Source organism: Rhodococcus sp. 15-725-2-2b (assembly GCF_002259075.1).
In the GTDB taxonomy this organism is placed as follows: domain Bacteria; phylum Actinomycetota; class Actinomycetes; order Mycobacteriales; family Mycobacteriaceae; genus Rhodococcoides.
Window position 1 is genome coordinate 108,501 of the sequence record NZ_NPFL01000020.1, and the last position, 22,969, is coordinate 131,469.

Sequence of the window (22,969 nt, forward strand, 5' to 3'; positions counted from 1 at the left end):
AGCACCCAGAGAACGGTCAACCAGGGAGTCACAGAGCCACCACCATCAGTACCACGAGAACGGCTCCCGCGAACATCGCCAACGCATACGACCGCACGTATCCCGTCTGCAGCCGCCGGGACCGCGTCGATGCACCACCGATCGAGCTACCCACCCCGTCCACGACGGCGTCGATACCGTTGTCGGCGTGCACCAGTGCGCGCGTGAGGGTCTGTCCCGGACGCATGAATGCCGCCTCGTTGAAGGCGTCTCCGTAGAGATCGGCACGTGCGGCTCGGGTCACGGCCGACACGTCCTCGGGTGGCGTCGACGGAACCTCACCGACGATGTACTTGCGGTAGGCGACGGTCGCGCCGACCACAACGACCACCAGGACGGCGACGGTGACGACCCAAGCCGGAATCGCGTGCTCCTCGTGAGCCGATCCCACCACGGGCTCGAGCCATGTCTCGAGTCGACCGCCCACCGCGAGAAAGGCACCCGACGCCACCGAGCCGACGGCCAACACGATCATCGGAGCGGTCATCGTCGCCGACGCCTCGTGCGGATGTGCCTGCGCGGACCAGCGTTTCGGACCGAAGAACGTCAACAGCATCACCCGAGTCATGTAGAAGGCCGTCAGACCTGCACCGAGCAACGTCACGCAGCCGAGAATCGGGCCTGCCACTCCCCCGGCGGCGAATGCGACCTCGATGATCGGATCCTTGGCGAAGAAGCCGGAGAACGGCGGCAGTCCGATGATGGCGAGATACCCCAGGCCGAACGTGACGAACGTGATCGGCATCGCGACGCGGAGTCCGCCGAACCGTCGCATGTCGGTCTCGTCGTTCATCGCATGCATCACCGATCCCGCGCCCAGGAACAAGCCCGCTTTGAAGAAGCCGTGCGAGATCAACAGCACGATGGCGTAGGTGTACCCGGAGGGGCCGAGCCCGGCCGCGAGCACCATGTACCCGATCTGACTCATCGTCGACGCCGCGAGCGCTTTCTTGATGTCGTCCTTCGCACATCCGATGACGGCACCGAACAGCAAGGTAACCGCCCCGACGGTGACGGTGGCCGCGCGGGCGGCAGGCGACGCCTCGAACACCGGTCCCGAGCGCACGATGAGATACACCCCGGCCGTGACCATCGTGGCCGCGTGAATCAGTGCCGACACCGGTGTCGGACCCTCCATGGCGTCACCGAGCCAGGACTGCAACGGCACCTGCGCCGACTTTCCACATGCCGCCAACAGCAGCATCAGCGCCATGGCGGTGGCCACGGATTCGCCCGCCCCGCCGATTCCGGCGAACACGTCGTCGTACTGCACGGAGCCGAAGTTGACGAACATGATCATCAGCGCAACCGCCAGGCCGATGTCGCCGACTCTGTTGACCACGAACGCTTTTCGGGCAGCCGACGCGGCGGACGGCTTGTGCTGCCAGAAGCCGATGAGCAGATACGACGCCAGACCGACACCCTCCCACCCCAGATACAGGCCGAGGAAGTTGTCGGCCAGAACCAGCAGCAGCATGGCTGCCAGAAACAGGTTGAGGTACGCGAAGAAGCGACGCCGCTCGGCGTCGTGACTCATGTAGCCGATGGAGTACACGTGAATGAGCGAACCGACCCCGGTGATCAGCAGGACGAAGCAGATCGACAATTGATCTGCGCGCAAGCCGAACTCGACCTGTAATTCGTCGACCGGAACCCACCGGAACAGGGTCTGGGTGAGGGCACGGCCCGACTCGGCGCGGCCGAGCATCGAGCCGAACACCACCGCGGCCACGACGAACGAGGACGCTGCCGCCGCCGTCGCGACGAGGTGCCCCCAGCGGTCGGTGCGCCTGCCACCGAGCAGCAGGAACGCTGCACCGAACGCAGGCAGAGCCGGAAGAAGCCACAGCATCGACATCATTTCTGCGCCCCCGTCAATTCTTCATCAGGGAGTTCTCGTCCATCGAAATCGACCGACGGGATCGGAAGATGGCCATGATGATGGCCAGGCCCACCACCACCTCGGCGGCGGCGACCACCATGGTGAAGAACGCGAACAACTGGCCGTCGAGGTTGCCGTGCATGCGGGAGAAGGTGACGAACGCGAGATTGACTGCGTTGAGCATCAATTCGATGCACATGAACACGATGATCGCGTTACGCCTGACGATGACGCCCGCCGCGCCTATCGCGAACAACAGAACGGACAGGTAGAGATAGTTCTCCGGATTCATCGTTCGTCACTCTCGATCCGAGGATCGGCGAACATGGCGTTGACGGAGGACTCGGATTCGGTTCCGTCGGGCAACAAGGCGCGGCGATCGACCCCGTTGTGCCTGGCATACACTCCCGGGCTCGGCAGCGGTGTCACCCTCGAGCCGTCGCGGAAGCGATCCTGCGCCATCTCTCGCTGACCCTTGACCGGCCCCAGAACTTCTCGGTGCGCCAGAATCATCGCTCCGATCGTGGCAGTGATCAGCAGTGCTCCGGTCAACTCGAACGCCCACACGTATTCGACGAAGATCAGCTCTGCCAGGCCCTCGACGTTTCCGGTCGAGTTGGCGGCGTCGAGACCGGCGAAGTCGAGCCGACCCGCACGGGCCGCGTCGCGCAGCAGTACCCCGATGATCAACAGTCCGAAGCCGATTCCGATGACGACGGCAGCGATGCGGTGGCCACGCAGAGTTTCGGTCAGCGACTCCGAGGTGTCGACCCCGACGAGCATCAGAACGAACAGGAACAGCATCATGACCGCGCCGGTGTAGACGACGATCTGCACGACACCGAGGAACAGCGCTCCCTGCGCCATGTAGAAGGTCGCCAGTACCACCATCGTGGCAGCGAGGAACAACGCAGAGTAGACGGCCTTGGTGCTCATCACCACCCCGAGTGCGCCGATGACGGCGACGACACCGAGGGTCCAGAACTGCACGGCCTCACCGGTGGACGTGGCATCGAGGGCGAGCTGCACCGCAGCTTCCGGTGCACTCATCGCACCGAACCACCATCGGGTTCGGCTGCGGGCTCGGCTCCGGACTCGTGGCCGGTGACGGCTCCCCGGTAGTAGTCCTCGGACGTAAGGCCCGGCGCCATCGCGTGCGGCGGTGCGGTCATCTGCGGTTGCAGCGGGGCCAGCAGCGCGTCCTTCTCGTAGATCAGATCGGCTCTGTTGTCACCGGCGAGTTCGTACTCGTTGGTCATCGTCAGAGCCCGTGTGGGACATGCCTCGACACACAGTCCGCACCCGATGCACCGCAGGTAGTTGATCTGATAGACCCCGCCGTAGCGCTCGCCCGGAGAGTACCTTTCGGTCTCGGTGTTGTCGGCTCCTTCGACGTAGATGGCGTCGGCCGGGCAGGCCCACGCGCAGAGCTCGCAGCCGATGCACTTCTCGAGACCGTCGGCGTACCGATTGAGCTGATGCCGCCCGTGGTAGCGAATCTCGGTGGGCTTCTTCTCCTCCGGATACAGCTCCGTCTCGGGCTTCTTGAACATCGTGGCGAAGGTGACCCCGAAACCTGCTATGGGACCGAGAAATTCAGGCATCGGCGTTCTCCTTCGGTGACCTGGCGGCGGATGAGCGCACACCGGCGTGCCGGCTCGGGAAATTCGAGCCCTGCTCGGGAATGGGAGGTATCGGGAATCCGCCTGCCAACGCATCGAACTCGACGACAGATGCAGGAGGCGGCACGTTCCGTTCCCGTGCATGCCTGCGCACCATCAGCAGCAGCGCACCCAGCACGGCCACCGCGAAGATCATCGACACTCCGAACGTGACCAGTGGTACGTCGTAGCGCTCGGCCCCGAGGACCCGAACCGTCGCGATCACCATCACCCAGACGAGGGCAACCGGAATGAGGATCTTCCAGCCGAAGTTCATGAACTGGTCGTAGCGCAGCCTCGGCAGCGTCGAACGCAGCCAGATGAACACGAACAGGAACACCCAGACCTTGAGGGTGAACCACAGCACGGGCCACCACCCCGAGTTGGCACCGCTCCACAGACTCAGCGGAATCGGAGCCCGCCAGCCGCCGAGGAACAGCGTGGTCGCCAGTGCCGACACGGTGACCATGTTGATGTACTCGGCGAGCATGAACATGGCGAAACGAAGAGACGAGTACTCGGTGTGAAACCCGCCCACCAACTCACCCTCGGCCTCGGGCAGATCGAACGGAGCGCGGTTGGTTTCGCCGACCATCGCCGTCACGTACACCAGGAACGACGGCAGCAGCAGAAACACGTACCAGGTGTTCTGTTGCGCAGCAACGATTCCGGACGTCGACATGGTGCCCGCGTACAGGAAGACCGCCGCGAACGACAGGCCCATCGCGACCTCGTAGGAAATCACCTGCGCAGTCGAACGGAGCGCACCGAGCAGCGGGTACGTCGAGCCCGACGCCCACCCTGCCAACACGATCCCGTACACACCCACCGACGTGACCGCGAGGATGTACAGAACCCCGACCGGCAGGTCGGTCATCTGCAGTGGCGTCGTGGTACCGAACACCGACACCTCGGGGCCGAACGGAATCACCGCGAAGGCCATGAACGCAGGCACCACCGAAATGATCGGAGCCAGAACGTAAATCGGCTTGTCGACGCCGGTCGGAGTGATCCCCTCCTTCAGCGCCAGCTTGATCCCGTCCATCAACGACTGCAACAGGCCCCACGGCCCCACCCGGTTGGGACCGACCCGCATCTGCATCCACGCCATGATCTTGCGTTCGGCGTAGATCGCCACCAGCGGCGTGAGCACCAGGAACACGAAGACCGCCAGGGCCTTCCCGACAACCAACCACCACGGATCGTTGCCGAACATCGACAGATCGGTCGGCGCGGCCACGATCACGACTGCTCACCCTCGGGTCGTTCCACAGAACCCCGACCGATGCGAACCACCGCGCCCGATTGCGCGCCGAGCGACCGGTACACCGCCGAACCGGACGAGTTCAGCGGCAGCCAGACCACGGTGTCGGGCAGGTCGGTGATCGTCAGCGGCAACGTGATCGAGCCCCGGTCCGTCGCGACGCTCACCGGGTCACCGGTCTCCGCTCCGATGGCCGACGCCGTCGCCGCCGACAACCGAACGGTGGGCGGGCGACCGGTCGCGGCGAGATTGTCCTCACCGTCCTGCATCCGTCCCGCATCGAGGAGCATCCGCCACGTGGCCAGAATCGCCTCCCCGGGCCCGAGGGTCGGAACGTCCGCGCGGGACGCGATCCGGGCCACCGGGATGCGCGGGCCGTTCCACACACCGAGGCGAGTCAACTGAGCGCGTGCCGCCGCCGCGTCGGGCACGGCCAGTTCGACGCCCATCTGTGCGGCGATCGCATCGAGGACGCGTTGGTCCGGCATCAGTGCACCGGCACCGAGCGCAGTGTCGAACGCGCGCGGTCGTCCTTCCCAGTCGACGAAGGTTCCCGGCTTGTCGACCACCGGCGCCACCGGGAACACCACGTCGGCCCGCTCGGTGACCGCACTGCGGCGTAGCTCCAGGCTCACCACGAACGCCGATCGGTCCAGTGCATCGAGTGCACCCGCAGGGTCCGGTAGATCGTCGAGATCGATTCCGGCAGTGACCAGGACACGACTCGGTCCGGCGTCGGCCAGGATCGCCGCGGTGTCGCGGCCCACCTCCGCCGGCAACCCGGACACACCCCACACCGCGGCAACCTCGGCGCGCGCAGCCGCATCGGCCACAGGACGACCGCCGGGCAAGACGTTCGGCAGCGCCCCGGCGTCGAGGGCACCGCGTTCTCCAGCACGTCGCGGAATCCAGGCCAGGCGCGCCCCGGTGTCGTCCGCCAGTTTCGAAGCCGCCGACAGACCGCCGGGCACGCAGCCGAGCCGCTCGCCTACGAGCACGATCGCACCGGGCTCGCGAAGGAGGTGCGCAATGGATTCGGTCCCACGATCGCCGACGTGCAACGCATCGAGCCACGCCGGCTCGTCACCGGGAATCGACTGCAGCAGAACGCCGTCGAGCTTTCGTAGACCTCGGGTGGAGAACGGCGCGATCGACGCCACCACCACTGCGCTCGTGCGGTGCGCCTTGCGAAGCCTCAGGAACACCAGCGGCGATTCTTCCTCGGGCTCGAAGCCGACCAGCAACACCACCGGGGCCTGCTCGAGGTCGGTGTAGGTGACCCCCAACCCGGTCGCTGCAATTCGGCCGGCCAGGAAGTCGGCTTCTTCGGTGCTGTGGCTGCGATTGCGGAAGTCGACGTCGTTGGTGTGCAGCACTGTTCGAGCAAACTTGGCGTACGCGTAGGCGTCTTCGAGGGTCGACCTTCCGCCGATCAACACCGCCGCCCGGCCGACCGATGCGGCCAGCCCCGACGCCGCGGCGGCCAGCGCAGCCGACCACGACGTCTCGATCAACTCCCCTGATCCGTCCCGGATCATCGGCGCGGTGATGCGATCGGGTTCGGTGGCGTACTTGAACGCCCACCGTCCTTTGTCACAGTTCCATTCCTCGTTGACCTGCGGGTCGTCACCTGCCAGCCGGCGAAGGACCTTGCCGCGCCGATGGTCGGTTCGTTGAGCACAGCCGCCTGCGCAGTGCTCGCACACGCTCGGTGACGAGGTGAGATCGTAGGGACGCGCCCGGAACCGATATTCGGTGTTGGTCAGCGCACCCACCGGACAGATCTGGACGGTGTTGCCCGAGAAGTAGGAGTCGAACGGCTCGTTACCGAAGATCCCGACCTGTTGAATCGCACCGCGCTCGAGCAGGTCGATGGACGGGTCGCCGGCCACTTGTGCCGCGAACCGAGTGCAGCGCGCGCACAGGACGCACCGTTCCCGGTCCAGCAGGACCTCCGCCGACAGCGGAATCGGTTTGGGGTACGTGCGTTTGGTCTCGACGAATCTGGACTCTGCTCGACCCGCCGCCATCGCCTGGTTCTGCAGCGGGCACTCGCCGCCCTTGTCGCACACCGGGCAGTCCAGCGGATGATTGATCAGCAGCAGTTCCATGACGCCTCGCTGCGCCTTCTCCGCCGACTCCGATGTCACCTGAGTGCGCACGACCATGCCCTCGGCCACCGTGGTCGTGCAGGACGCCAACGGCTTGCGCTGCCCCTCGACGTCGACCAGACATTGACGGCACGCCCCCACCGGATCGAGCAGCGGGTGATCGCAGAAGCGCGGGATCTGCACACCCATCAGCTCGGCGGCGCGAATCACCAACGTGCCCTTGGGAACGCTGATCTCGTGGTCGTCGATGGTCAGTGTCACCATCTCCACGTGGGTCACCGCGGAACGACCATGTGCAGCTGCGGTCATGACGTCAGCTCCTCTGCCATCAGAGTCGATCGGTGTGGATCGAAGGGACATCCCTGTTCGGTGACATGTCGGATGTATTCCTCGCGGAAGTACTTCAGCGAGGACACGATGGGGCTCGCAGCTCCGTCTCCCAACGCGCAGAACGACTTTCCGGCGATGCCGTCAGCGATGTCGAGCAGTGTCGTCAGGTCCGCTTCGGTGCCGGTTCCACTGTCGAGGCGGCGCAGTATCTGCACCAGCCAATAGGTTCCTTCTCTGCACGGCGTGCATTTGCCGCAGGATTCGTGTGCGTAGAACTCCGTCCAGCGCAGTACCGCTCGCACCACGCACGTCGTGTCGTCGAAGATCTGCAATGCCTTGGTACCCAACATCGATCCGGCGGCGCCGACGCCTTCGTAGTCGAGTGGCACGTCGAGGTGGTCGCCGGTGAACATCGGTGTCGACGAACCTCCCGGTGTCCAGAATTTCAACTCGTGACCTGGCCGGATGCCGCCCGCGTAGTCCAGCAGTTCCCGCAGGGTGATACCCAGCGGAGCCTCGTACTGGCCGGGACGACACACGTGACCGGAGATCGAGTAGAGGGTGAATCCGGGTGACTTCTCGCTGCCCATCGACCGGAACCACTCGATTCCGTTGCGCAGGATCACCGGAACGCTGGCTATCGATTCGACATTGTTGACCACCGTCGGGCGTGCGTACAGGCCTGCGACCGCGGGGAACGGTGGACGCAGCCGGGGTTGTCCGCGCCGACCCTCCAACGAGTCGAGCAGAGCCGTCTCCTCGCCGCAGATGTACGCGCCTGCACCGGCATGGATCACCAGCTCGAGCTCGAATCCCGTTCCGAGAACGTCCTTGCCCAGGTAGCCGGCCGCGTATGCCTCGGCGACCGCGGCATGCAGTCTGCGCAACACCGGTACCACTTCGCCGCGGACGTACACGAATGCATGCGATGCCCGAATGGCGTACGCCGCGATGATGATTCCTTCGATCAGCGTGTGCGGGCTCGCCATCAGCAGCGGCATGTCCTTGCAGGTGCCCGGCTCCGATTCGTCGGCGTTGACCACGAGGTAGTGAACTTTCCCGTCACCCTGTGGAATGAAGCTCCACTTCGTTCCGGTCGGGAATCCCGCACCGCCACGGCCGCGCAGACCGGATTCCTTGACCAAGGCGATGAGATCGTCGGGGTCCATGGACAGGGCTTTCTCCAGCCCTCGATATCCGTCGTGACTGCGGTAGGTGTCGAGGGTCCACGAGTTCTTCTCGTCCCAGAATTCGCTCAGCACCGGCGTCAGGGCCATGTCACTTCCCCTTCGTCGACGAATCGGTTTCGGTGGTGTTCGGCTGCGGTGGAACGGTCGCCGACGGAGCCGGAGCGGGTTTCTCGCGCACGGTCTCCGCCACGGCTTCGGCACCGAGATCGGGATGATCGTCCGGCGAGCCGGCGGCCGCCCGGGGAGCCGACATCGAGTGCTCTCGGGCGTACCGGAGGCCGGCGAGGGTGGCTTCGCCTGCGCTGCCGGAGGATTCGAGTGCCCCGGGCCGGTCGTCGGCGAACCCGGCGAGAATTCGCTCGGTCTCGCGGAACGTGCACAGCGGCGCGCCGCGAGTCGGGGTCACCTGCTCACCGGAGCGAAGCGCGTCGACCAGTTCCCGCGCCGACGCCGGAGTTCTGTTGTCGAAGAATTCCCAGTTGACCATCATCACCGGCGCGAAGTCGCACGCGGCATTGCACTCGATGTGCTCGAGGGTGATGGCACCGTCGGCCGTGGTCCCGCCGTGATCGATGTCGAGGTGGTCCCGCAGGGCGTCCATGATGGCGTCGCCGCCCATGACGGCACACAGGGTGTTGGTGCACACTCCGACGCGATAGTTGCCGGTGGGCTCGCGGCGATACATCGAGTAGAACGTCGCGACCGCGGTCACCTCTGCTCCGGTGAGATCGAGTACGTCCGAGCAGAATTCGATTCCGGCCGGCGTGAGGTATCCGTCCTCGGATTGCACCAGGTGCAGCAACGGCAGCAACGCGGATCGGGTCTGAGGATAGCGGGCGAGGACGATGTCGGCGTCGGCGCGCAGGCGGGCCAGGACGTCGTCGGGATAGGATTCGCGTGCGTCGGGGCCGACCAGTTGTACGGCTTCCTCGGGGCGGGCTCCGAGTTGGACGAGTACCGGCTCCGAGCGTGGCGTGGTCATCGGTCCACCCCGCCCATCACCGGGTCGATACTGGCCACGGCAGCGATGACGTCGGAGATCATGCCGCCCTCGCACATCGCGGCAACCGCCTGCAGGTTGGTGAACGAGGGGTCTCTGAAATGCACTCGGTACGGCCGAGTGCCGCCGTCGCTGACGATGTGCACGCCCAGTTCGCCTCGCGGCGATTCCACGGTGGACAGCACTTGGCCCGCCGGCACTCGCATTCCCTCGGTCACCAGTTTGAAGTGGTGGATCAACGACTCCATCGAGGTGTCCATGATGGTGCGCACGTGGTCCTGAGAATTGCCGAGACCGTCGGGTCCGGAGACCAGTTCTGCCGGCCAGGCGATCTTCTTGTCGTCGATGACCACCGGTCCGGGTCGCAGCCGATCGAGAGTCTGCTCGACGATCTTGAGCGATTCCTTCATCTCTTCCACGCGAATCAGATAGCGCCCGTAGCAGTCGCATCCGGTGTCGGTGACGACATCGAACTCGTAGTTCTCGTACCCGCAGTAGGGATCGGACCGGCGCAGATCGTAGGGAAGCCCGGTCGAGCGAAGCACCGGACCGGTGACGCCGAGGGCCATGCACCCCGTCAGGTCCAGGTAGCCGACGTTCTCGGTTCTGGCCTTCCAGATCGGGTTGTCGTTGAGCATGAGTTCGAGGTCGCGTAGACGGCCGGGAAGAACCCGCAGTAGCTCGCGGACCTTGGCGATCGCATCGGCGGGCAGATCCTGAGACAAGCCCCCGGGACGGATGTAGGCGTGGTTCATCCGAAGTCCGGTGATGGCCTCGAAGACGTCGAGTATCAGTTCGCGTTCCCGGAAGCCGAACAGCATCGCCGTCACGGCACCCAATTCCATTCCGCCCGTGGCCAACGCCACGAGGTGCGAGGAAATCCGATTGAGCTCCATCAGCATCACCCGGACCACCGTCGCGCGCTCGGGAATGTCGTCGGTGATGTCGAGTAGCTTCTCCACCCCGAGGCAGTACGCGGTCTCGTTGAAGAAGGGCGAGAGATAGTCCATCCGAGTGACGAACGTGACGCCCTGGGTCCAGTTACGATACTCGAGGTTCTTCTCGATACCGGTGTGCAGGTAGCCGATTCCGCACCGGGCCTCGGTGACGGTCTCGCCTTCGATCTCGAGTATCAACCGCAGCACACCATGGGTGGACGGGTGTTGCGGACCCATGTTGACCACGATGCGTTCCGTGGTCGACCCGCGGGCCAGCTCGACCACGTCGTCCCAGTCCTGACCCGACACCGCATAGATGGTTTCGTCCGTTGCGCTCATCAGTTGTACGACCTGCGCTCGTTGGGAGGCGCAACCCGAGCGCCCTTGTACTCGATGGGAATTCCGCCCAGGGGATAGTCCTTGCGTTGGGGGTGGCCGACCCAATCGTCGGGCATCTCGATCCGCGTCAGGGCGGGATGACCGTCGAAGACGATGCCGAAGAAGTCGTAGACCTCGCGTTCGTGCCAATCGTTGGTCGGATACACCGCGCAGAGCGAGGGCGTGTGCGGATCTGCATCGGGCACAGCCACTTCGAGTCGCACACGGCGTCCGTGGGTGATGGAGACCAGATGGTAGACCACGCGCAATTCCCGGCCGACATGATCCGGGTAGTGCACGCCCGATGCCCCCGTGCACAATTCGAATCTCAGTTCCCCGTCGTCACGGAGAGCACGGGCGACAGCGGGTACGTGCTCCCGCGAGAGATGCAACGTCAGTTCGTCGCGGAAGATCACCACACGTTCGACGGCGTCCTCGAACGGTACGGCTGCGTCCCCGGAGTCGAGAACAGCGGCCAAGCGATCGACCAGGGCGTCGAAGTAGCTGCCGTAGGGTCGGAGCGCGGTATCGACCGACGCCACCGGCGGCTGCAACCGGCCGTAGCCGGACGTGTCGCCGCTCCCCCGGACACCGAACATCCCGCGGGCTCCGTGCGTCGTCATCGCAGCAGCCCCTTCAAGTCGATGGTCGGGGTGGACGCCAACGCTGCAGCCTCGGCGGCCGCGCGCACCTGCTCGCGGTTGACACCGAGCGGCATTTCCTGAATCTTCTTGTGCAGCTCCAGGATTGCGTTGAGCAGCATCTCGGGCCGGGGCGGGCAACCGGGCAGGTAGATGTCGACGGGGACGATATGATCGACACCCTGAACCACCGCGTAGTTGTTGAACATTCCGCCCGAGGACGCGCAGACACCCATGGCGAGGACCCATTTCGGCTCCGCCATCTGGTCGTACACCTGCCGCAGTACGGGCCCCATCTTCTGGCTGACACGCCCCGCCACGATCATCAGGTCCGCTTGACGCGGAGACGCACGGAACGCTTCCATGCCGAATCGCGCGAGATCGAACCGACCGGAGGTGGTGGCCATCATCTCGATCGCACAGCACGCGAGACCGAAGGTCGCGGGCCACAACGAACCCTTACGGGCGTAGCCCGCCAACCCCTCGACGGTGGTCAGCAGAAATCCGCTGGGTAGCTTCTCTTCGAGTCCCATCGATCACGCTCTTTCGCATCCGCTTGAGGTGAGAACAGTGCATCGTGCCGCCGCCGATCAGCGTTCGGGCGTCAGTCCCATCCGAGTCCGCCTCGCCGCCACTCGTAGACGTAGGCCACCGACACGTTGACGACGAACAGTGCCATGGCAACCAGTCCGAAAGCGCCCAGGACGTCGAGGTGCACGGCCCACGGATAGAGGAAGACGATCTCGATGTCGAAAATGATGAACAGCATCGCGGTCAGGTAGAACTTCACCGGAAATCGTTGGCCCGTAGGCGCATGCATCGTGGGCTCGATGCCGCACTCGTACGCGTCGAACTTCGCTCGGTTGTACCGCGCCGGACCCACCATGGTTCCGACCATCACCGAGAACACCGCGAACACGACCGCAATGGCACCGAGAACGAGGATCGGAACGTAGGCGTTCATCCCGGCATCTGCTCCCTCGATCGACTACCACGCCGGCGCGGAGTAAATGCGACGGCCGTACCAATGTGACCTGAAACACACGATATGGGTTCGGTGTCGATCTCGCGGGATTTCGAGGACTCCAGTTTCGTAATCCGTTGACACGCATGGGGCACCCGATCTCGACAGTGTGACTCAGATCACTACCCGGCCCCATGCGATCCGGTCGGACGTCAACGACAAACCTCCCGACGATCCCGGCCGAACGAGGCCGCGGCATGAAACAGGAGGAATGATGAAATCGATTTCCGTCTCGGCACTCGCCGCCGAGGGATTGGGAACTGCCCTGCTCGTGATCTTCGGAGTCGGCACCGCCGTCATCGCGGGCGACACTGTCGGCACCCCGGGCATCGCCCTGGCGTTCGGGCTCACACTGCTCGCCCTCGTCTACGCGATCGGGCCTGTCTCGGGATGCCACATCAACCCGGCCGTGACGATCGGAGCCCTGATAGCTCGCGCCATCACCCCGGTCAAAGCTGCGTTCTACATCGCTGCGCAGGCCGTGGGTGCAGTGATCGGCGCGCTGATCGTACTGTTCGTGGCGTCCGGCCGCCCCGGATACGACATGTCGTCGGACGGTCTGGGCACCAACGGTTTCGGCAGCTCGTCACCCGGAGGATACGGGCTGGCGTCGGTGGCGGTGTTCGAGACGATCGCGACCGGCCTGCTCGTCCTGGTCGTACTGGCCACGACCGCTCCCACCGTTCACCCCGTCGTGGCGGCCGGCATCCCGATCGGCCTCACCCTGACCGTGGTTCACCTGCTGGGCATCGGCATCGACTCGACCTCGGTCAACCCTGCTCGGTCCCTCGGCCCGGCCCTCGTCTCCGGCGGACCGGCCCTGTCACAGCTGTGGGTGTTCGTGGTGTTCCCGTTGCTCGGAGCAGTCATCGCCGGTTCGATCCACCGGTTCGTGCTGACGGTCCCCGCATCGGAGAAGACGGTCTGACTACCGCGGTCGAGAGACCCGGGCACCGACGCGTGCCGAGCGCTGCCCCAGCAGATCGACCACCGCACGCCCGAGCCGAATCGGATCCAACGGGTGCGGTACTGCAGCCTCGGCGCGCGACCATTCGGCCAACCACGCGTCGTCCGGACGTCCGATGAGCACCAACACCGGTGGGCAATCGACGATCTCGTCCTTCAGCTGCTTCGCCAGACCCAGACCGCCGACGGGTGAGGACTCGCCGTCGAGAATCGCCAACGCGACACCGCCTGCATCCATGTGCTCGATGACTACGGCAGCCGTGGCGATGTCGACGTACTCGATGTCACCGAGTGCGGGATCCGGTCGAGTTCCCACCGCAGACTGCACCTGGGCACGGGTGGCGGCATTGCTGCTGTACACGAGCACGCGCAGACGACCGGATGAACTCTCTCCCACTGTGGCGTCGGACACACCGCGATGCTACCGCGCTGTCCCCGCGAATCAGCCCGAAACAGCTACGGCCGACATGCATTCGACGCTGCGAGTCCGGTCAGGACTCGACGGTGACGATCACCGCGGTAGGTTCTTCGGTGGTCGTCACCGTGAACTCGGGTCGATCGGCCGCAACACCGACGAAGGCCTGCGAGATTCCGCCGGGATCGGCCAGAAAATCGACCGAGGCAACAGCGGAACCCCCATGTCCTCGGACACGTTCGGGCCCGGTATACGGAGAGAACGTGCCGTCGGAGTCCGTCGATGTACCGGACAGATCCACCTGCAACACCGATCTTCCCGGCACGGCCAGCGGTTCACTCGTGGCGTAGCGGACGGCTTCGTCGACATACCGCACCGTGTAGGAGACAGGGCCGTTGCCCGCCAACCGGAATTCGACAGTCGACGACCCCTCGAACACCACGTCGGTGACACCGACCGGCGACGCGCTCGGGAACCGCGCGCCATCGAGGCTCGGGGGTAGCTCTATCACCACGGGCGGCGGCGCTTCGACGGTCGGCGCGGGATCGGTCACGGGATCACCGACCACCAACGATCCCGTGACCGTCACGTAGTTCGTGCCGGCCGAGACCTCGTCGACCGGGCCGCTGCCGTCCTCGCCGGCACAGCCCGCGAGAAGACCGAGCGCCAGCGATCCGACGACCCAGAGCGCGAGTGGAGACCTGCGGTGGCCGTCGTACATCGCCATACCGTACTGAAGAAACCGATCGGTTCGGTAGTGCTGTCCCGACGCAAATCGGTCACGATTGCACCGTCCTGCGATGCTGCTAGCGTCGGAGGGTATGGAGCCCAAGAGCTATTCGTCCGGTGAGCGTGTGTTCGGTCCGCCCAACGGGACTTTCGACGCGGACTGGGCTGCCACCGCACTGCGCTCGAACCGCCCCGAGTTGGACCATCCCACATCGGTGCGCTTGGTGGAACGGGCCTGGGAGCTACTCCGAACGCAGGGCCTGCGCGGAGAACCGCTGGCAGCTGCACTGGACCTCGAGCCCGGTCTCGCAACTGCGGTGTCCGCCGTCGCCACCGAGACCGCCGAGCTGTACCTGGACCCTCGGTAGTTTCCGAGTCTCTCAGCGCGCACCGAACTGCTCGACGGCGAAGCCGGCCACGAGCACCGCTGTTCCTCCGATTTCGCCGACGATCAACGACACCATGAACAGATGCGTCCCCGGGACGGGATCGACGAACTGGTTCTCGGTGTCCCGACGAAACCCGTGCACGGTGTAGCTCACGACGGCAGCGACAAAGAACAACAGCACCACCGATGCGGCGATCAGATCCACCGGCACCGACCACGCGCTGAACTGCGCCAGCACAGCGAGTACCAGAGCGGCGAACGAGTACATCAACGCTGCCCGATGGGCGATGTCGACGTACCGGTGGGCAGTGCCGTCCGGAGACGTCGACATCTGGTGGTACTTGACGACACCCAACCCCAGTGCCCACAGCAGCAGCAGACCGGCCACGAGGACGATCACCTTGGTGTCCAGTTCCAACTGCATGTTTCTCCCCCACTAGATCCCGCGCCGAAGGTATCACCGGACTTGCTACCTTTCGGCAATGCCGGCCGACCCCGAACTGTCCCAGAACGCGTACGGACTCCGCTTCGACTGGGGTCTGCGCGGTGCCGATGCCTGTGTCGACGGCGCCGACATCGCCGTCGTCGTGGATGTCCTGTCGTTCACGACCACTCTCACGGTCGCTGTGGACGCGGGTATCGACGTCATCCCCAGTCGGTGGCGCGACGACCGGGCCACCGAGTTGGCCGAGCAGTTCGACGCGGCCCTCGCCGTGGGGCGGTCGGCCGCCTCACCGGGCCGGATCAGCTTGTGCCCGGCCACCGTACGGGCCGCGCCGGCACCGGCTCGGCTGGTGTTGCCGTCACCGAACGGGTCCACCATTGCCCACGATCTCGCGAGCACGGCCCCGCTGTGTGTTGGAGCGTCGCTGAGAAACGCGTCCGCAGTGGGGCAGTGGATACGGGCCGGAAACAGCAGTGCGGTGACAGCGGTCATAGCGGCCGGAGAACGATGGCCGGACGGATCGCTCCGCCCCGCCGTCGAGGACCTGTGGGGGGCCGGTGCAGTCATCGCCGCCCTGCTCGACGCCGGAGCACCCGATGCCTCCCCCGAGGCGAGAACAGCCGCTGCCGCGTGGCGAGCCGTCATGCACGACGTAGGCTCCGAGCTGCGGCAATGCGCCTCGGGTCGCGAATTGGCCGGGATGAGACACCCGGAAGACGTCGACATCGCAGCCGAGGTCGATTCGAGTTCCTGCGTTCCGATTCTGCGCGACGGAGTATTCGTCGACGCGGCTCGGTCGTGAGTCGACGGGCGATCGACACGACCCACGATGCCGACCCGACACGGCCGATCGTGTCCGATATTTGGATCGGACACCCGAATCACGGATCATACGGTGGTGAGTACGGAACGAGTCGCCCCCAAGACCACCGTCGTTGTACCGACGTACAACGAACGTGAGAACCTCCCCAAGCTCGTCGAGCTGCTGGCCGGGTTACAGGTGGAAGGGCTCGGTGTGTTGGTGGTCGACGACAATTCGCCGGACGGCACCGGCGAGGTCGCCGACAAATTGGCCATCGACGGACCCATCGACGTCAGCGTTCTGCACCGCACCGAGAAGAACGGGCTCGGCCGCGCATACGTCGCAGGCATGACGAGAGCGCTCGACGAAGGTGCGGACATCGTCATTCAGATGGACGCCGATCTCTCGCACCCCACCGAGGTGATTCCGGCGATGATCGACAAACTCAACACCAGCGACGCGGCCGTGGTGCTCGGATCGCGATACGTACCGGGCGGAGCGGTCGCTGCCGATTGGCCCTGGCATCGCAAGGCCCTGTCCGCATGGGCGAATTTCTACGTGAACACGATCCTGCGCCTCGGAGTCAAGGATGCGACCGCGGGATTCAAGGCGTGGCACGCGCGCACCCTGCGCACCATCGATGTCGCCTCGGTCGAGAGCAACGGGTACGCGTTCCAGGTGGAGATGAACTATCGAACCGTCAAACACGGCCTCACTCTCGCCGAAGTGCCGATCACGTTCGAGGAGCGCAGCGAGGGCGAATCCAAGATGAGCCTGTCGGTGCAGCTCGAGTCGGCATTGGTGCCCTGGAAGTTGTTGCTGGGCAAGAAGAAACTCTGACCCCACACGTCAAGGCGTGAAGCGTCGGAATCCGCCTTCGGCCCCGATCACCTGACCGGTGATCGAGCCCGAATCGGGCGAGAGCAGCATCGCCACGACGGCCGCGGCCTCGTCGGGAGAGTTCCACCGACCGCGCGGCATGTGGCGTGAAACGAACTCGTCCAGATCCGCACTGGCCCAGCCGGTATCGGTCGGACCCGGATTGATCGTGTTGACGGTGATGCCTCGCTCGATCACCGAATCGGCCAGCGTAGAGGTGATCGACGCAATGGCACCCTTGCTCACTGCGTAGGGAATTTCGGTCGGCATGGGCCCTTCGTTCTGCCCGGAGGTGAACAGTACGACGCGACCACCGTCGGGATGATCCACGTAGCGCCGCACGAATTCCTGAACCAGGAGCAAAGACGCTCGCACGTTCACCGCCCAGGTCAGGTCGAGCGACTCCGCCGTCATCGAATCCAGATCACCCACCTGCGACCGCGCATGGTTGACCTTCAGAGAATCGATCGCACCGAGCCTGGATTCGGCCGCGTCGAACAGGGCTGCCGGTGCCGCGGGATCGACGAAATCGATGTCGAGGTGGCCGAGCCTGTCGTCGGCGATCGACAACTCGGCCAACACCTTCCTCGCTCCCGGTGTGCCTGCTCCCCACGGCTCGGTGGCGTCGTAGCCGTCGCACGAGTGCGCGAAGACGCGGGTGGTCTCGTCCTGCAGCAGACGGTGGGTGACAGCGAAGCCGATTCCCTGCCGCCGGCCTACGCCGGTGACGAGGACTGTTCTGCCTCGTGCCGACACGTCCGAGTTTCTCATGCCGCTTCCTTGACCGACGCGGCGTACACATCGACGTATTCTTGCCCCGACAGGTTCGCCAGCGCCGCCATCACCTCATCGGTGACCGCTCGCAGAATGGCCTTGCTGTTCTCTCCCCCTGCGTATCTCGTGAAATCCAATGGTTCGCCGACGACCATGCGCACCTTTCCCGGACGCCACATTCTCGAGCCGACCGGATTGACGGCGAGCGTTCCGTGCATCACCAACGGTACGACGGGGGCACCTGTTTCGATCGCGACGCGCGCCAGGCCGGTCTTGCCCGTGTACAGCCGTCCGTCGGGCGATCGAGTTCCCTCCGGGTACACCGCCCATACCTTCCCTTGTCGCAGAATACTTTTCGCCGCCGCGAGCGCCGGTGCCGACGCGTCGGCACCGCGTCGATCGACCGGAACCTGACCCGTCGCGCTGTAGAACCACCGAAGCGCCGCCCCCTTGATTCCCCGGCCCGTGAAGTACTCGCTCTTGGCGATGAAGGTGACGCGGCGACGCACCAGGAGGACGAGGAAGAAGGAGTCGACGACCGTGAGGTGGTTGCCCGCGATGATCACCGGACCCGAGGTCGGTAGATTCTGCGTCCCGGACACTCTCGGTCGACCGAGAATGCGCAGAATCGGCCCGATCAACACGTATTCGAACAGCAGGTACCACACGTCGGATCCTCTCGGCTGGACAGCGTCGACACCGAGAGTAGACAATGTCTACGTGCCGGACAACCTCAGGACTCGACTGGTGAACGCGGGTGTTCGCCTGCTCGAAAGCGAGGGACAGGGCGCGCTGACCATCAGAGCGGTCACCCGCGAAGCGGGCGTATCGCACGGCGCACCGAGACGGTACTTTCCGACGTTGAGCGCACTTGCCGCGGCGGTGGCTCGAGTCGGTCTGGTCGACCTGGGGCTGGCGCTGAACTCGGCGGCCCAACAAGCCGTTTCACCCCGCGAGTCACTGGATGCGATGGCACATACCTACGTGCAGTTCGCTGCGCAGCGCCCGGCGATGTTCGCACTCATCTTCAGGCACGACCTGCTCGAGGGCTCGGGCGAGAACCTGCGGCTGGCGTCGCGGCCGGTGTTCGACGCGTTGATCGACGCGGTCGAAGCCGTTGCGCCGGAGAATCCACAGTTCACAGCCCTGCGACTGTGGACCTCCGTGCACGGAATAGCGGCGCTCCACTCCACCCGTGCGCTGGAGCCGATCACCGACGTTTCGGCGGTGACGGAGTTGACCCGCCGCGCAGTGCGCGACGTGATCGCCGACGCTACCGAACGAGGGACCTGACCGACGCAGGCAGCTGGCGAACGTTCTTGTAGGGGCCGACCACCGCGGCACCGAAAGGACGCTCGAGCAACACGGCTGCAACCTCGCGCACCTCGTCGTTGCCGACGCTGTCGATCCGCGCCAACGTGTCGGTGATGTCGCGGTGATTACCGTAGTTCAGTTCACTACGACCGATCCGGTTCATCCGAGAGCCCGAATCTTCGAGGCCCAGAACCAATCCGCCTCTCAACGAACCCTTGGCCCGCGCGCACTCCGCGTCGGTGATGCCCTCGGAGGCGACCTTGGCCAGCACTTCCCTGATCACCGTCGTCACTTCGCCCAAGTTCTCCGGCTGGCAACCCGCATAGACGGAGAAGGCGCCACTGTCGGCGAACGTGTCCACCGACGAGTACACCGAATACGCCAGACCGCGCTCTTCTCTGATCTCCTGAAAGAGACGAGAACTGAGCCCGCCGCCCACGGCCGAGTTCAGCACGGACAACGCCCAGCGGTGCCCCTCGTGTCGACCGAACGCCCGTACACCCAGGCACAGGTGGGCCTGTTCACTGTCACGAGTGGTCAGGCTCAACGTGGGTGCGCTACGCAATCGCGCTGTACCGGAACGTCTTTCGGCCGGCCTCAGGCCCTTGTCCAGATGACCGGAGAACGCTCGGCGCACGAGCGAGACGATCTGCTTGTGATCGACGTTGCCCGCAACCGCAACGACCATGCGCTGCGGGGTGTATCGACGAACGTGGAACGAGTGCAGTTGCGCACGCGTCATCGACTCGATGGATTCGACGGAGCCGATGATCGGGCGTCCGATCGGATGATCGCCGAACATGGCTTCCAGGAAGGCATCTCCCAGCAGATCCTCCGGATCGTCGTCGCGCATGGAGATCTCTTCGAGGACCACCTGACGCTCGACGTCCACATCGGCCGATCGGCACCGACCACGCAGCACCACATCGCTGACGAGATCGATGGCGAGCGCCACGTCCTCGTCGAGCACGTGCGCATAGAAGCAAGTGCTCTCCTTCGAGGTGAACGCGTTCAGCTCGCCCCCGACGCCGTCCATCACCTGGGCGATTTCGAGCGCACTACGCGTAGGAGTCGACTTGAACAGCAAGTGTTCGAGGAAATGTGCCGCACCGGCAACACTGGGCTGTTCGTCTCGTGAGCCGACCCCGACCCACACACCGACCGAAGCCGAGCGAACGCCGGGCACGAACTCGGTGACGACCCGAAGACCACCGGGCAGAGTCGTCCGTTGCACACCCGTATCGATGGTGATGCTCTCTGGAACGGCCGAACGGTACGTCCCGAGGGGACGTACCGTTCGACTCGATTGCTTCTTACTCAGCGCTGACCTCGGCGGGTGCCTCGGAAGCATCGGCGGGAGCAGCCGCGTTGTCGTCCTCGACGGGAACGAGGCTGATCTTGCCGCGGTTGTCGATGTCGGCGATCTCGACGCGCAACTTGGATCCGACGCTGACGACGTCCTCGACCTTGTTGATGCGCTTGCCGTTGCCGAGCTTGGAGATGTGCACCAGTCCGTCGCGGCCCGGGAGCAGCGAGACGAATGCGCCGAAAGCCGTTGTCTTGACAACGGTTCCGAGGAATCGCTCGCCGACCTTCGGCAGCTGCGGGTTGGCGATGGCGTTGATCATGTCGATCGCGGCCTGTGCGGACGGGCCGTCCGCTGCACCGACGTAGACAGTGCCGTCATCTTCGATGGAGATGTTGGCACCGGTCTGCTCGGTGATGGAGTTGATCATCTTGCCCTTGGGCCCGATGACCTCACCGATCTTGTCGACGGGCACCTTGATCGCGGTGACGCGAGGTGCGTACGGGCTCATCTCGTCCGGGGTGTCGATGGCCTCTGCCATGACCTCGAGGATCGTCGTGCGAGCATCCTTGGCCTGCGACAGCGCGCCGGCGAGCACCTTGGAGGGGATGCCGTCGAGCTTGGTGTCGAGCTGCAGAGCCGTGACGAAGTCCTTTGTTCCGGCGACCTTGAAGTCCATGTCACCGAACGCGTCCTCGGCACCGAGAATGTCGGTGAGTGCGACGTAGCGAGTCTCGCCGTCGACCTCGTCGGACACGAGGCCCATCGCGATACCGGCGACCGGGGCACGCAGCGGCACACCGGCATTGAGCAGCGACAGAGTCGATGCGCAGACCGAGCCCATCGAGGTCGAGCCGTTGGAGCTCAGCGCCTCGGAGACCTGACGGATGGCGTACGGGAACTCCGCCTGGCTGGGCAGCACCGGCAGCAGAGCGCGCTCGGCGAGTGCGCCGTGCCCGATCTCGCGACGCTTCGGCGAACCGACGCGGCCGGTCTCACCGGTGGAGTACGGCGGGAAGTTGTAATGGTGCATGTAGCGCTTGGACGTCTCGGGCCCGAGCGAGTCGACCTGCTGCGCCATCTTGACCATGTCGAGGGTGGTGACGCCCAGGATCTGGGTCTCCCCGCGCTCGAACAGGGCCGATCCGTGGGTACGCGGGATGATCGCGACCTCGGCGGAGAGCGAGCGGATGTCGGTGATGCCGCGACCGTCGATGCGGAAGTGATCGGTGAGGATGCGCTGGCGAACCGACTTCTTGGTCAGTGCGCGGAACGCCGCACCGATTTCCTTCTCGCGACCGGCGAAGCTGTCTCCGACCGACGTCAGGACCTGAGCCTTGACCTCGTCGAGCTTGTTCTCACGCTCGGCCTTGCCGGCAATGGTCAGCGCCTCGTTCAGCGGGATCTTGGCGGCGTTCTCCACGGCCTCGAAGACGTCGGACTGGTACGCCGGGAAGACCGGGTAGTCGCCGGTGGGCTTGGCTGCCTTGGCGGCGAGCTCCTGCTGCGCGGTGCACAGCGCGGCGATGAAGGGCTTCGATGCCTCGAGGCCCTCGGCGACGACGGTCTCGTTGGGGGCGGTGGCACCACCCTCGATGAGCTCGATGACGTTCTCGGTGGCCTCGGCTTCGACCATCATGATCGCGACGTCTGCGTCGGCACCGGAGCCGGAGACGATGCGGCCGGCGACGACCATGTTGAACACGGCCTTCTCGAGCTGCTCGTTGGTGGGGAACGCAACCCACTGCTTGTCGATCAGTGCGACGCGAACGCCGCCGATCGGGCCGGAGAACGGCAGTCCGGCGATCTGTGTCGAGGCCGATGCCGCGTTGATCGCGACGACGTCGTACAGATCGGCCGGGTTGAGGCTCATGACCGTGATGACGACCTGGATCTCGTTGCGCAGTCCGTCGACGAACGTCGGACGCAGCGGCCGGTCGATCAGGCGGCAGGTGAGGATGGCATCGGTGGACGGACGTCCCTCGCGGCGGAAGAACGATCCGGGGATGCGGCCCGCGGCGTACATGCGCTCTTCGACGTCGACCGTCAGCGGGAAGAAATCGAATCCCTCACGGGGGTGCTTACCTGCAGTCGTTGCCGACAGCAGCATGGTGTCCTCGTCGAGGTACGCGGCGACTGCGCCTGCGGCCTGCTGTGCGAGGCGGCCGGTCTCGAAGCGGATGGTCCGCTTGCCGAACGTGCCGTTGTCGATGATCGCAGTTGCTTCGTAGACGCCTTCTTCGACGTCCAATGTTGTGGTTTCCGACATGTGTTCTGTTCTCGTCCTCTCGTCTTTGCCGTGCCCGCGTGGACACACCACGAGCCCTCCTGGCTGCGGCGGCATACCTGTGCCGTCCATCTCCGAGCTTCTCTCGGGACGCGGCTACGCGGAGGCGGCCATCGATCGAAGCCCACCGGATCTCGTATCCGAAAGGCCACTACCGAAGACCGTCACCACGGCGTGACAGGCATACACGGCGGTGTGCGGATGCC

24 protein-coding genes are annotated in these 22,969 nt (G+C 65.0%); 5 read left to right on the forward strand and 19 right to left on the reverse strand.

Annotation, left to right across the window (positions count from 1 at the left end; genetic code table 11):
- Positions 1–28 precede the first annotated feature (28 nt).
- The 12 genes from nuoL to CH306_RS23295 form a co-directional block, all read right to left on the reverse strand.
- Positions 29–1,900, reverse strand: a complete 1,872-nt coding sequence (nuoL, locus tag CH306_RS23240; RefSeq protein WP_179272754.1) for an NADH-quinone oxidoreductase subunit L — start codon at positions 1,898–1,900, stop codon at positions 29–31.
- 13 nt (positions 1,901–1,913) lie between these two features.
- Positions 1,914–2,213 (reverse strand): NADH-quinone oxidoreductase subunit NuoK, encoded by a 300-nt coding sequence (gene nuoK, locus CH306_RS23245; protein WP_032397862.1) that lies wholly within the window; start codon positions 2,211–2,213, stop codon positions 1,914–1,916.
- A complete protein-coding gene (locus CH306_RS23250; protein WP_032397861.1) occupies positions 2,210–2,971 on the reverse strand; it encodes an NADH-quinone oxidoreductase subunit J in 762 nt (253 codons plus the stop codon). Before CH306_RS23250 ends, nuoK begins: the two co-directional genes overlap by 4 nt.
- Positions 2,968–3,525: an NADH-quinone oxidoreductase subunit NuoI gene (nuoI, locus tag CH306_RS23255; protein ID WP_032397860.1), complete on the reverse strand. Its 558-nt coding sequence runs from the start codon at positions 3,523–3,525 to the stop codon at positions 2,968–2,970. Before nuoI ends, CH306_RS23250 begins: the two co-directional genes overlap by 4 nt.
- Positions 3,518–4,798 (reverse strand): NADH-quinone oxidoreductase subunit NuoH, encoded by a 1,281-nt coding sequence (nuoH, locus tag CH306_RS23260; RefSeq protein ID WP_094648169.1) that lies wholly within the window; start codon positions 4,796–4,798, stop codon positions 3,518–3,520. Before nuoH ends, nuoI begins: the two co-directional genes overlap by 8 nt.
- Positions 4,799–4,824: 26 nt before the next feature.
- Entirely contained in the window at positions 4,825–7,266 is a 2,442-nt protein-coding gene (locus CH306_RS23265; protein ID WP_094648070.1) for an NADH-quinone oxidoreductase subunit G, read from the reverse strand.
- Complete coding sequence (gene nuoF / locus CH306_RS23270; protein ID WP_094631748.1) at positions 7,263–8,564, reverse strand: NADH-quinone oxidoreductase subunit NuoF; 1,302 nt, start codon at positions 8,562–8,564, stop codon at positions 7,263–7,265. The genes CH306_RS23265 and nuoF overlap by 4 nt, the downstream gene beginning before the upstream one ends.
- Position 8,565: 1 nt before the next feature.
- Positions 8,566–9,459, reverse strand: a complete 894-nt coding sequence (gene nuoE / locus CH306_RS23275) for an NADH-quinone oxidoreductase subunit NuoE (protein WP_094648071.1) — start codon at positions 9,457–9,459, stop codon at positions 8,566–8,568.
- Complete coding sequence (nuoD, locus tag CH306_RS23280; RefSeq protein WP_032397857.1) at positions 9,456–10,754, reverse strand: NADH dehydrogenase (quinone) subunit D; 1,299 nt, start codon at positions 10,752–10,754, stop codon at positions 9,456–9,458. Before nuoD ends, nuoE begins: the two co-directional genes overlap by 4 nt.
- Positions 10,754–11,416, reverse strand: a complete 663-nt coding sequence (locus CH306_RS23285; protein ID WP_094648072.1) for an NADH-quinone oxidoreductase subunit C — start codon at positions 11,414–11,416, stop codon at positions 10,754–10,756. The genes nuoD and CH306_RS23285 overlap by 1 nt, the downstream gene beginning before the upstream one ends.
- The gene (locus CH306_RS23290; RefSeq protein ID WP_032397855.1) at positions 11,413–11,967 is read right to left on the reverse strand and encodes a NuoB/complex I 20 kDa subunit family protein; all 555 of its coding nucleotides are present in this window, start codon (positions 11,965–11,967) and stop codon (positions 11,413–11,415) included. Before CH306_RS23290 ends, CH306_RS23285 begins: the two co-directional genes overlap by 4 nt.
- Before the next feature lie 71 nt (positions 11,968–12,038).
- Positions 12,039–12,398 carry an NADH-quinone oxidoreductase subunit A gene (locus tag CH306_RS23295; RefSeq protein ID WP_032397854.1) on the reverse strand — a complete coding sequence of 120 codons (360 nt, stop codon included), beginning with the start codon at positions 12,396–12,398 and terminating at the stop codon, positions 12,039–12,041.
- A gap of 274 nt (positions 12,399–12,672) precedes the next feature.
- On the opposite strand from CH306_RS23295, the gene CH306_RS23300 reads away from it, so the two are divergent.
- Positions 12,673–13,386, forward strand: a complete 714-nt coding sequence (locus CH306_RS23300; RefSeq protein ID WP_094631824.1) for an aquaporin — start codon at positions 12,673–12,675, stop codon at positions 13,384–13,386.
- Here CH306_RS23300 and CH306_RS23305 read toward each other — a convergent pair whose 3' ends face one another.
- Both CH306_RS23305 and CH306_RS23310 read right to left on the reverse strand, forming a co-directional pair.
- Positions 13,387–13,836, reverse strand: coding sequence for a hypothetical protein (locus CH306_RS23305; protein WP_094648073.1), 450 nt, complete (start codon positions 13,834–13,836; stop codon positions 13,387–13,389). It abuts the gene before it with no gap.
- A gap of 79 nt (positions 13,837–13,915) precedes the next feature.
- A complete protein-coding gene (locus CH306_RS23310; protein ID WP_143544574.1) occupies positions 13,916–14,560 on the reverse strand; it encodes an AMIN-like domain-containing (lipo)protein in 645 nt (214 codons plus the stop codon).
- 79 nt (positions 14,561–14,639) lie between these two features.
- Between CH306_RS23310 and CH306_RS23315 the strand changes: the two genes are divergently transcribed.
- A complete protein-coding gene (locus CH306_RS23315; RefSeq protein ID WP_230597004.1) occupies positions 14,640–14,936 on the forward strand; it encodes a hypothetical protein in 297 nt (98 codons plus the stop codon).
- Positions 14,937–14,948: 12 nt separating this feature from the next.
- On the opposite strand, the gene CH306_RS23320 is transcribed toward CH306_RS23315, so the two are convergent.
- Complete coding sequence (locus tag CH306_RS23320) at positions 14,949–15,380, reverse strand: hypothetical protein (RefSeq protein ID WP_032397852.1); 432 nt, start codon at positions 15,378–15,380, stop codon at positions 14,949–14,951.
- 58 nt (positions 15,381–15,438) lie between these two features.
- On the opposite strand from CH306_RS23320, the gene CH306_RS23325 reads away from it, so the two are divergent.
- Together CH306_RS23325 and CH306_RS23330 are read left to right on the forward strand one after the other, a co-directional pair.
- Positions 15,439–16,203, forward strand: a complete 765-nt coding sequence (locus CH306_RS23325; RefSeq protein ID WP_094631754.1) for a 2-phosphosulfolactate phosphatase — start codon at positions 15,439–15,441, stop codon at positions 16,201–16,203.
- A 96-nt stretch (positions 16,204–16,299) separates the two neighbouring features.
- Positions 16,300–17,043, forward strand: coding sequence for a polyprenol monophosphomannose synthase (locus CH306_RS23330; protein ID WP_032398379.1), 744 nt, complete (start codon positions 16,300–16,302; stop codon positions 17,041–17,043).
- A gap of 9 nt (positions 17,044–17,052) precedes the next feature.
- Here CH306_RS23330 and CH306_RS23335 read toward each other — a convergent pair whose 3' ends face one another.
- Positions 17,053–17,853, reverse strand: coding sequence for an SDR family oxidoreductase (locus CH306_RS23335; protein WP_094648075.1), 801 nt, complete (start codon positions 17,851–17,853; stop codon positions 17,053–17,055).
- A complete protein-coding gene (locus tag CH306_RS23340; protein ID WP_094631756.1) occupies positions 17,850–18,524 on the reverse strand; it encodes a lysophospholipid acyltransferase family protein in 675 nt (224 codons plus the stop codon). The genes CH306_RS23335 and CH306_RS23340 overlap by 4 nt, the downstream gene beginning before the upstream one ends.
- Before the next feature lie 52 nt (positions 18,525–18,576).
- On the opposite strand from CH306_RS23340, the gene CH306_RS23345 reads away from it, so the two are divergent.
- Positions 18,577–19,149, forward strand: a complete 573-nt coding sequence (locus CH306_RS23345; protein WP_254924386.1) for a TetR/AcrR family transcriptional regulator — start codon at positions 18,577–18,579, stop codon at positions 19,147–19,149.
- Here the strand turns inward: CH306_RS23345 and CH306_RS23350 are convergent.
- Positions 19,130–20,521: a M16 family metallopeptidase gene (locus CH306_RS23350; protein WP_179272755.1), complete on the reverse strand. Its 1,392-nt coding sequence runs from the start codon at positions 20,519–20,521 to the stop codon at positions 19,130–19,132. The two genes, CH306_RS23345 and CH306_RS23350, sit on opposite strands and share 20 nt — an antisense overlap.
- Complete coding sequence (locus CH306_RS23355) at positions 20,484–22,745, reverse strand: polyribonucleotide nucleotidyltransferase (protein WP_045195505.1); 2,262 nt, start codon at positions 22,743–22,745, stop codon at positions 20,484–20,486. The genes CH306_RS23350 and CH306_RS23355 overlap by 38 nt, the downstream gene beginning before the upstream one ends.
- Positions 22,746–22,969 lie beyond the last annotated feature (224 nt).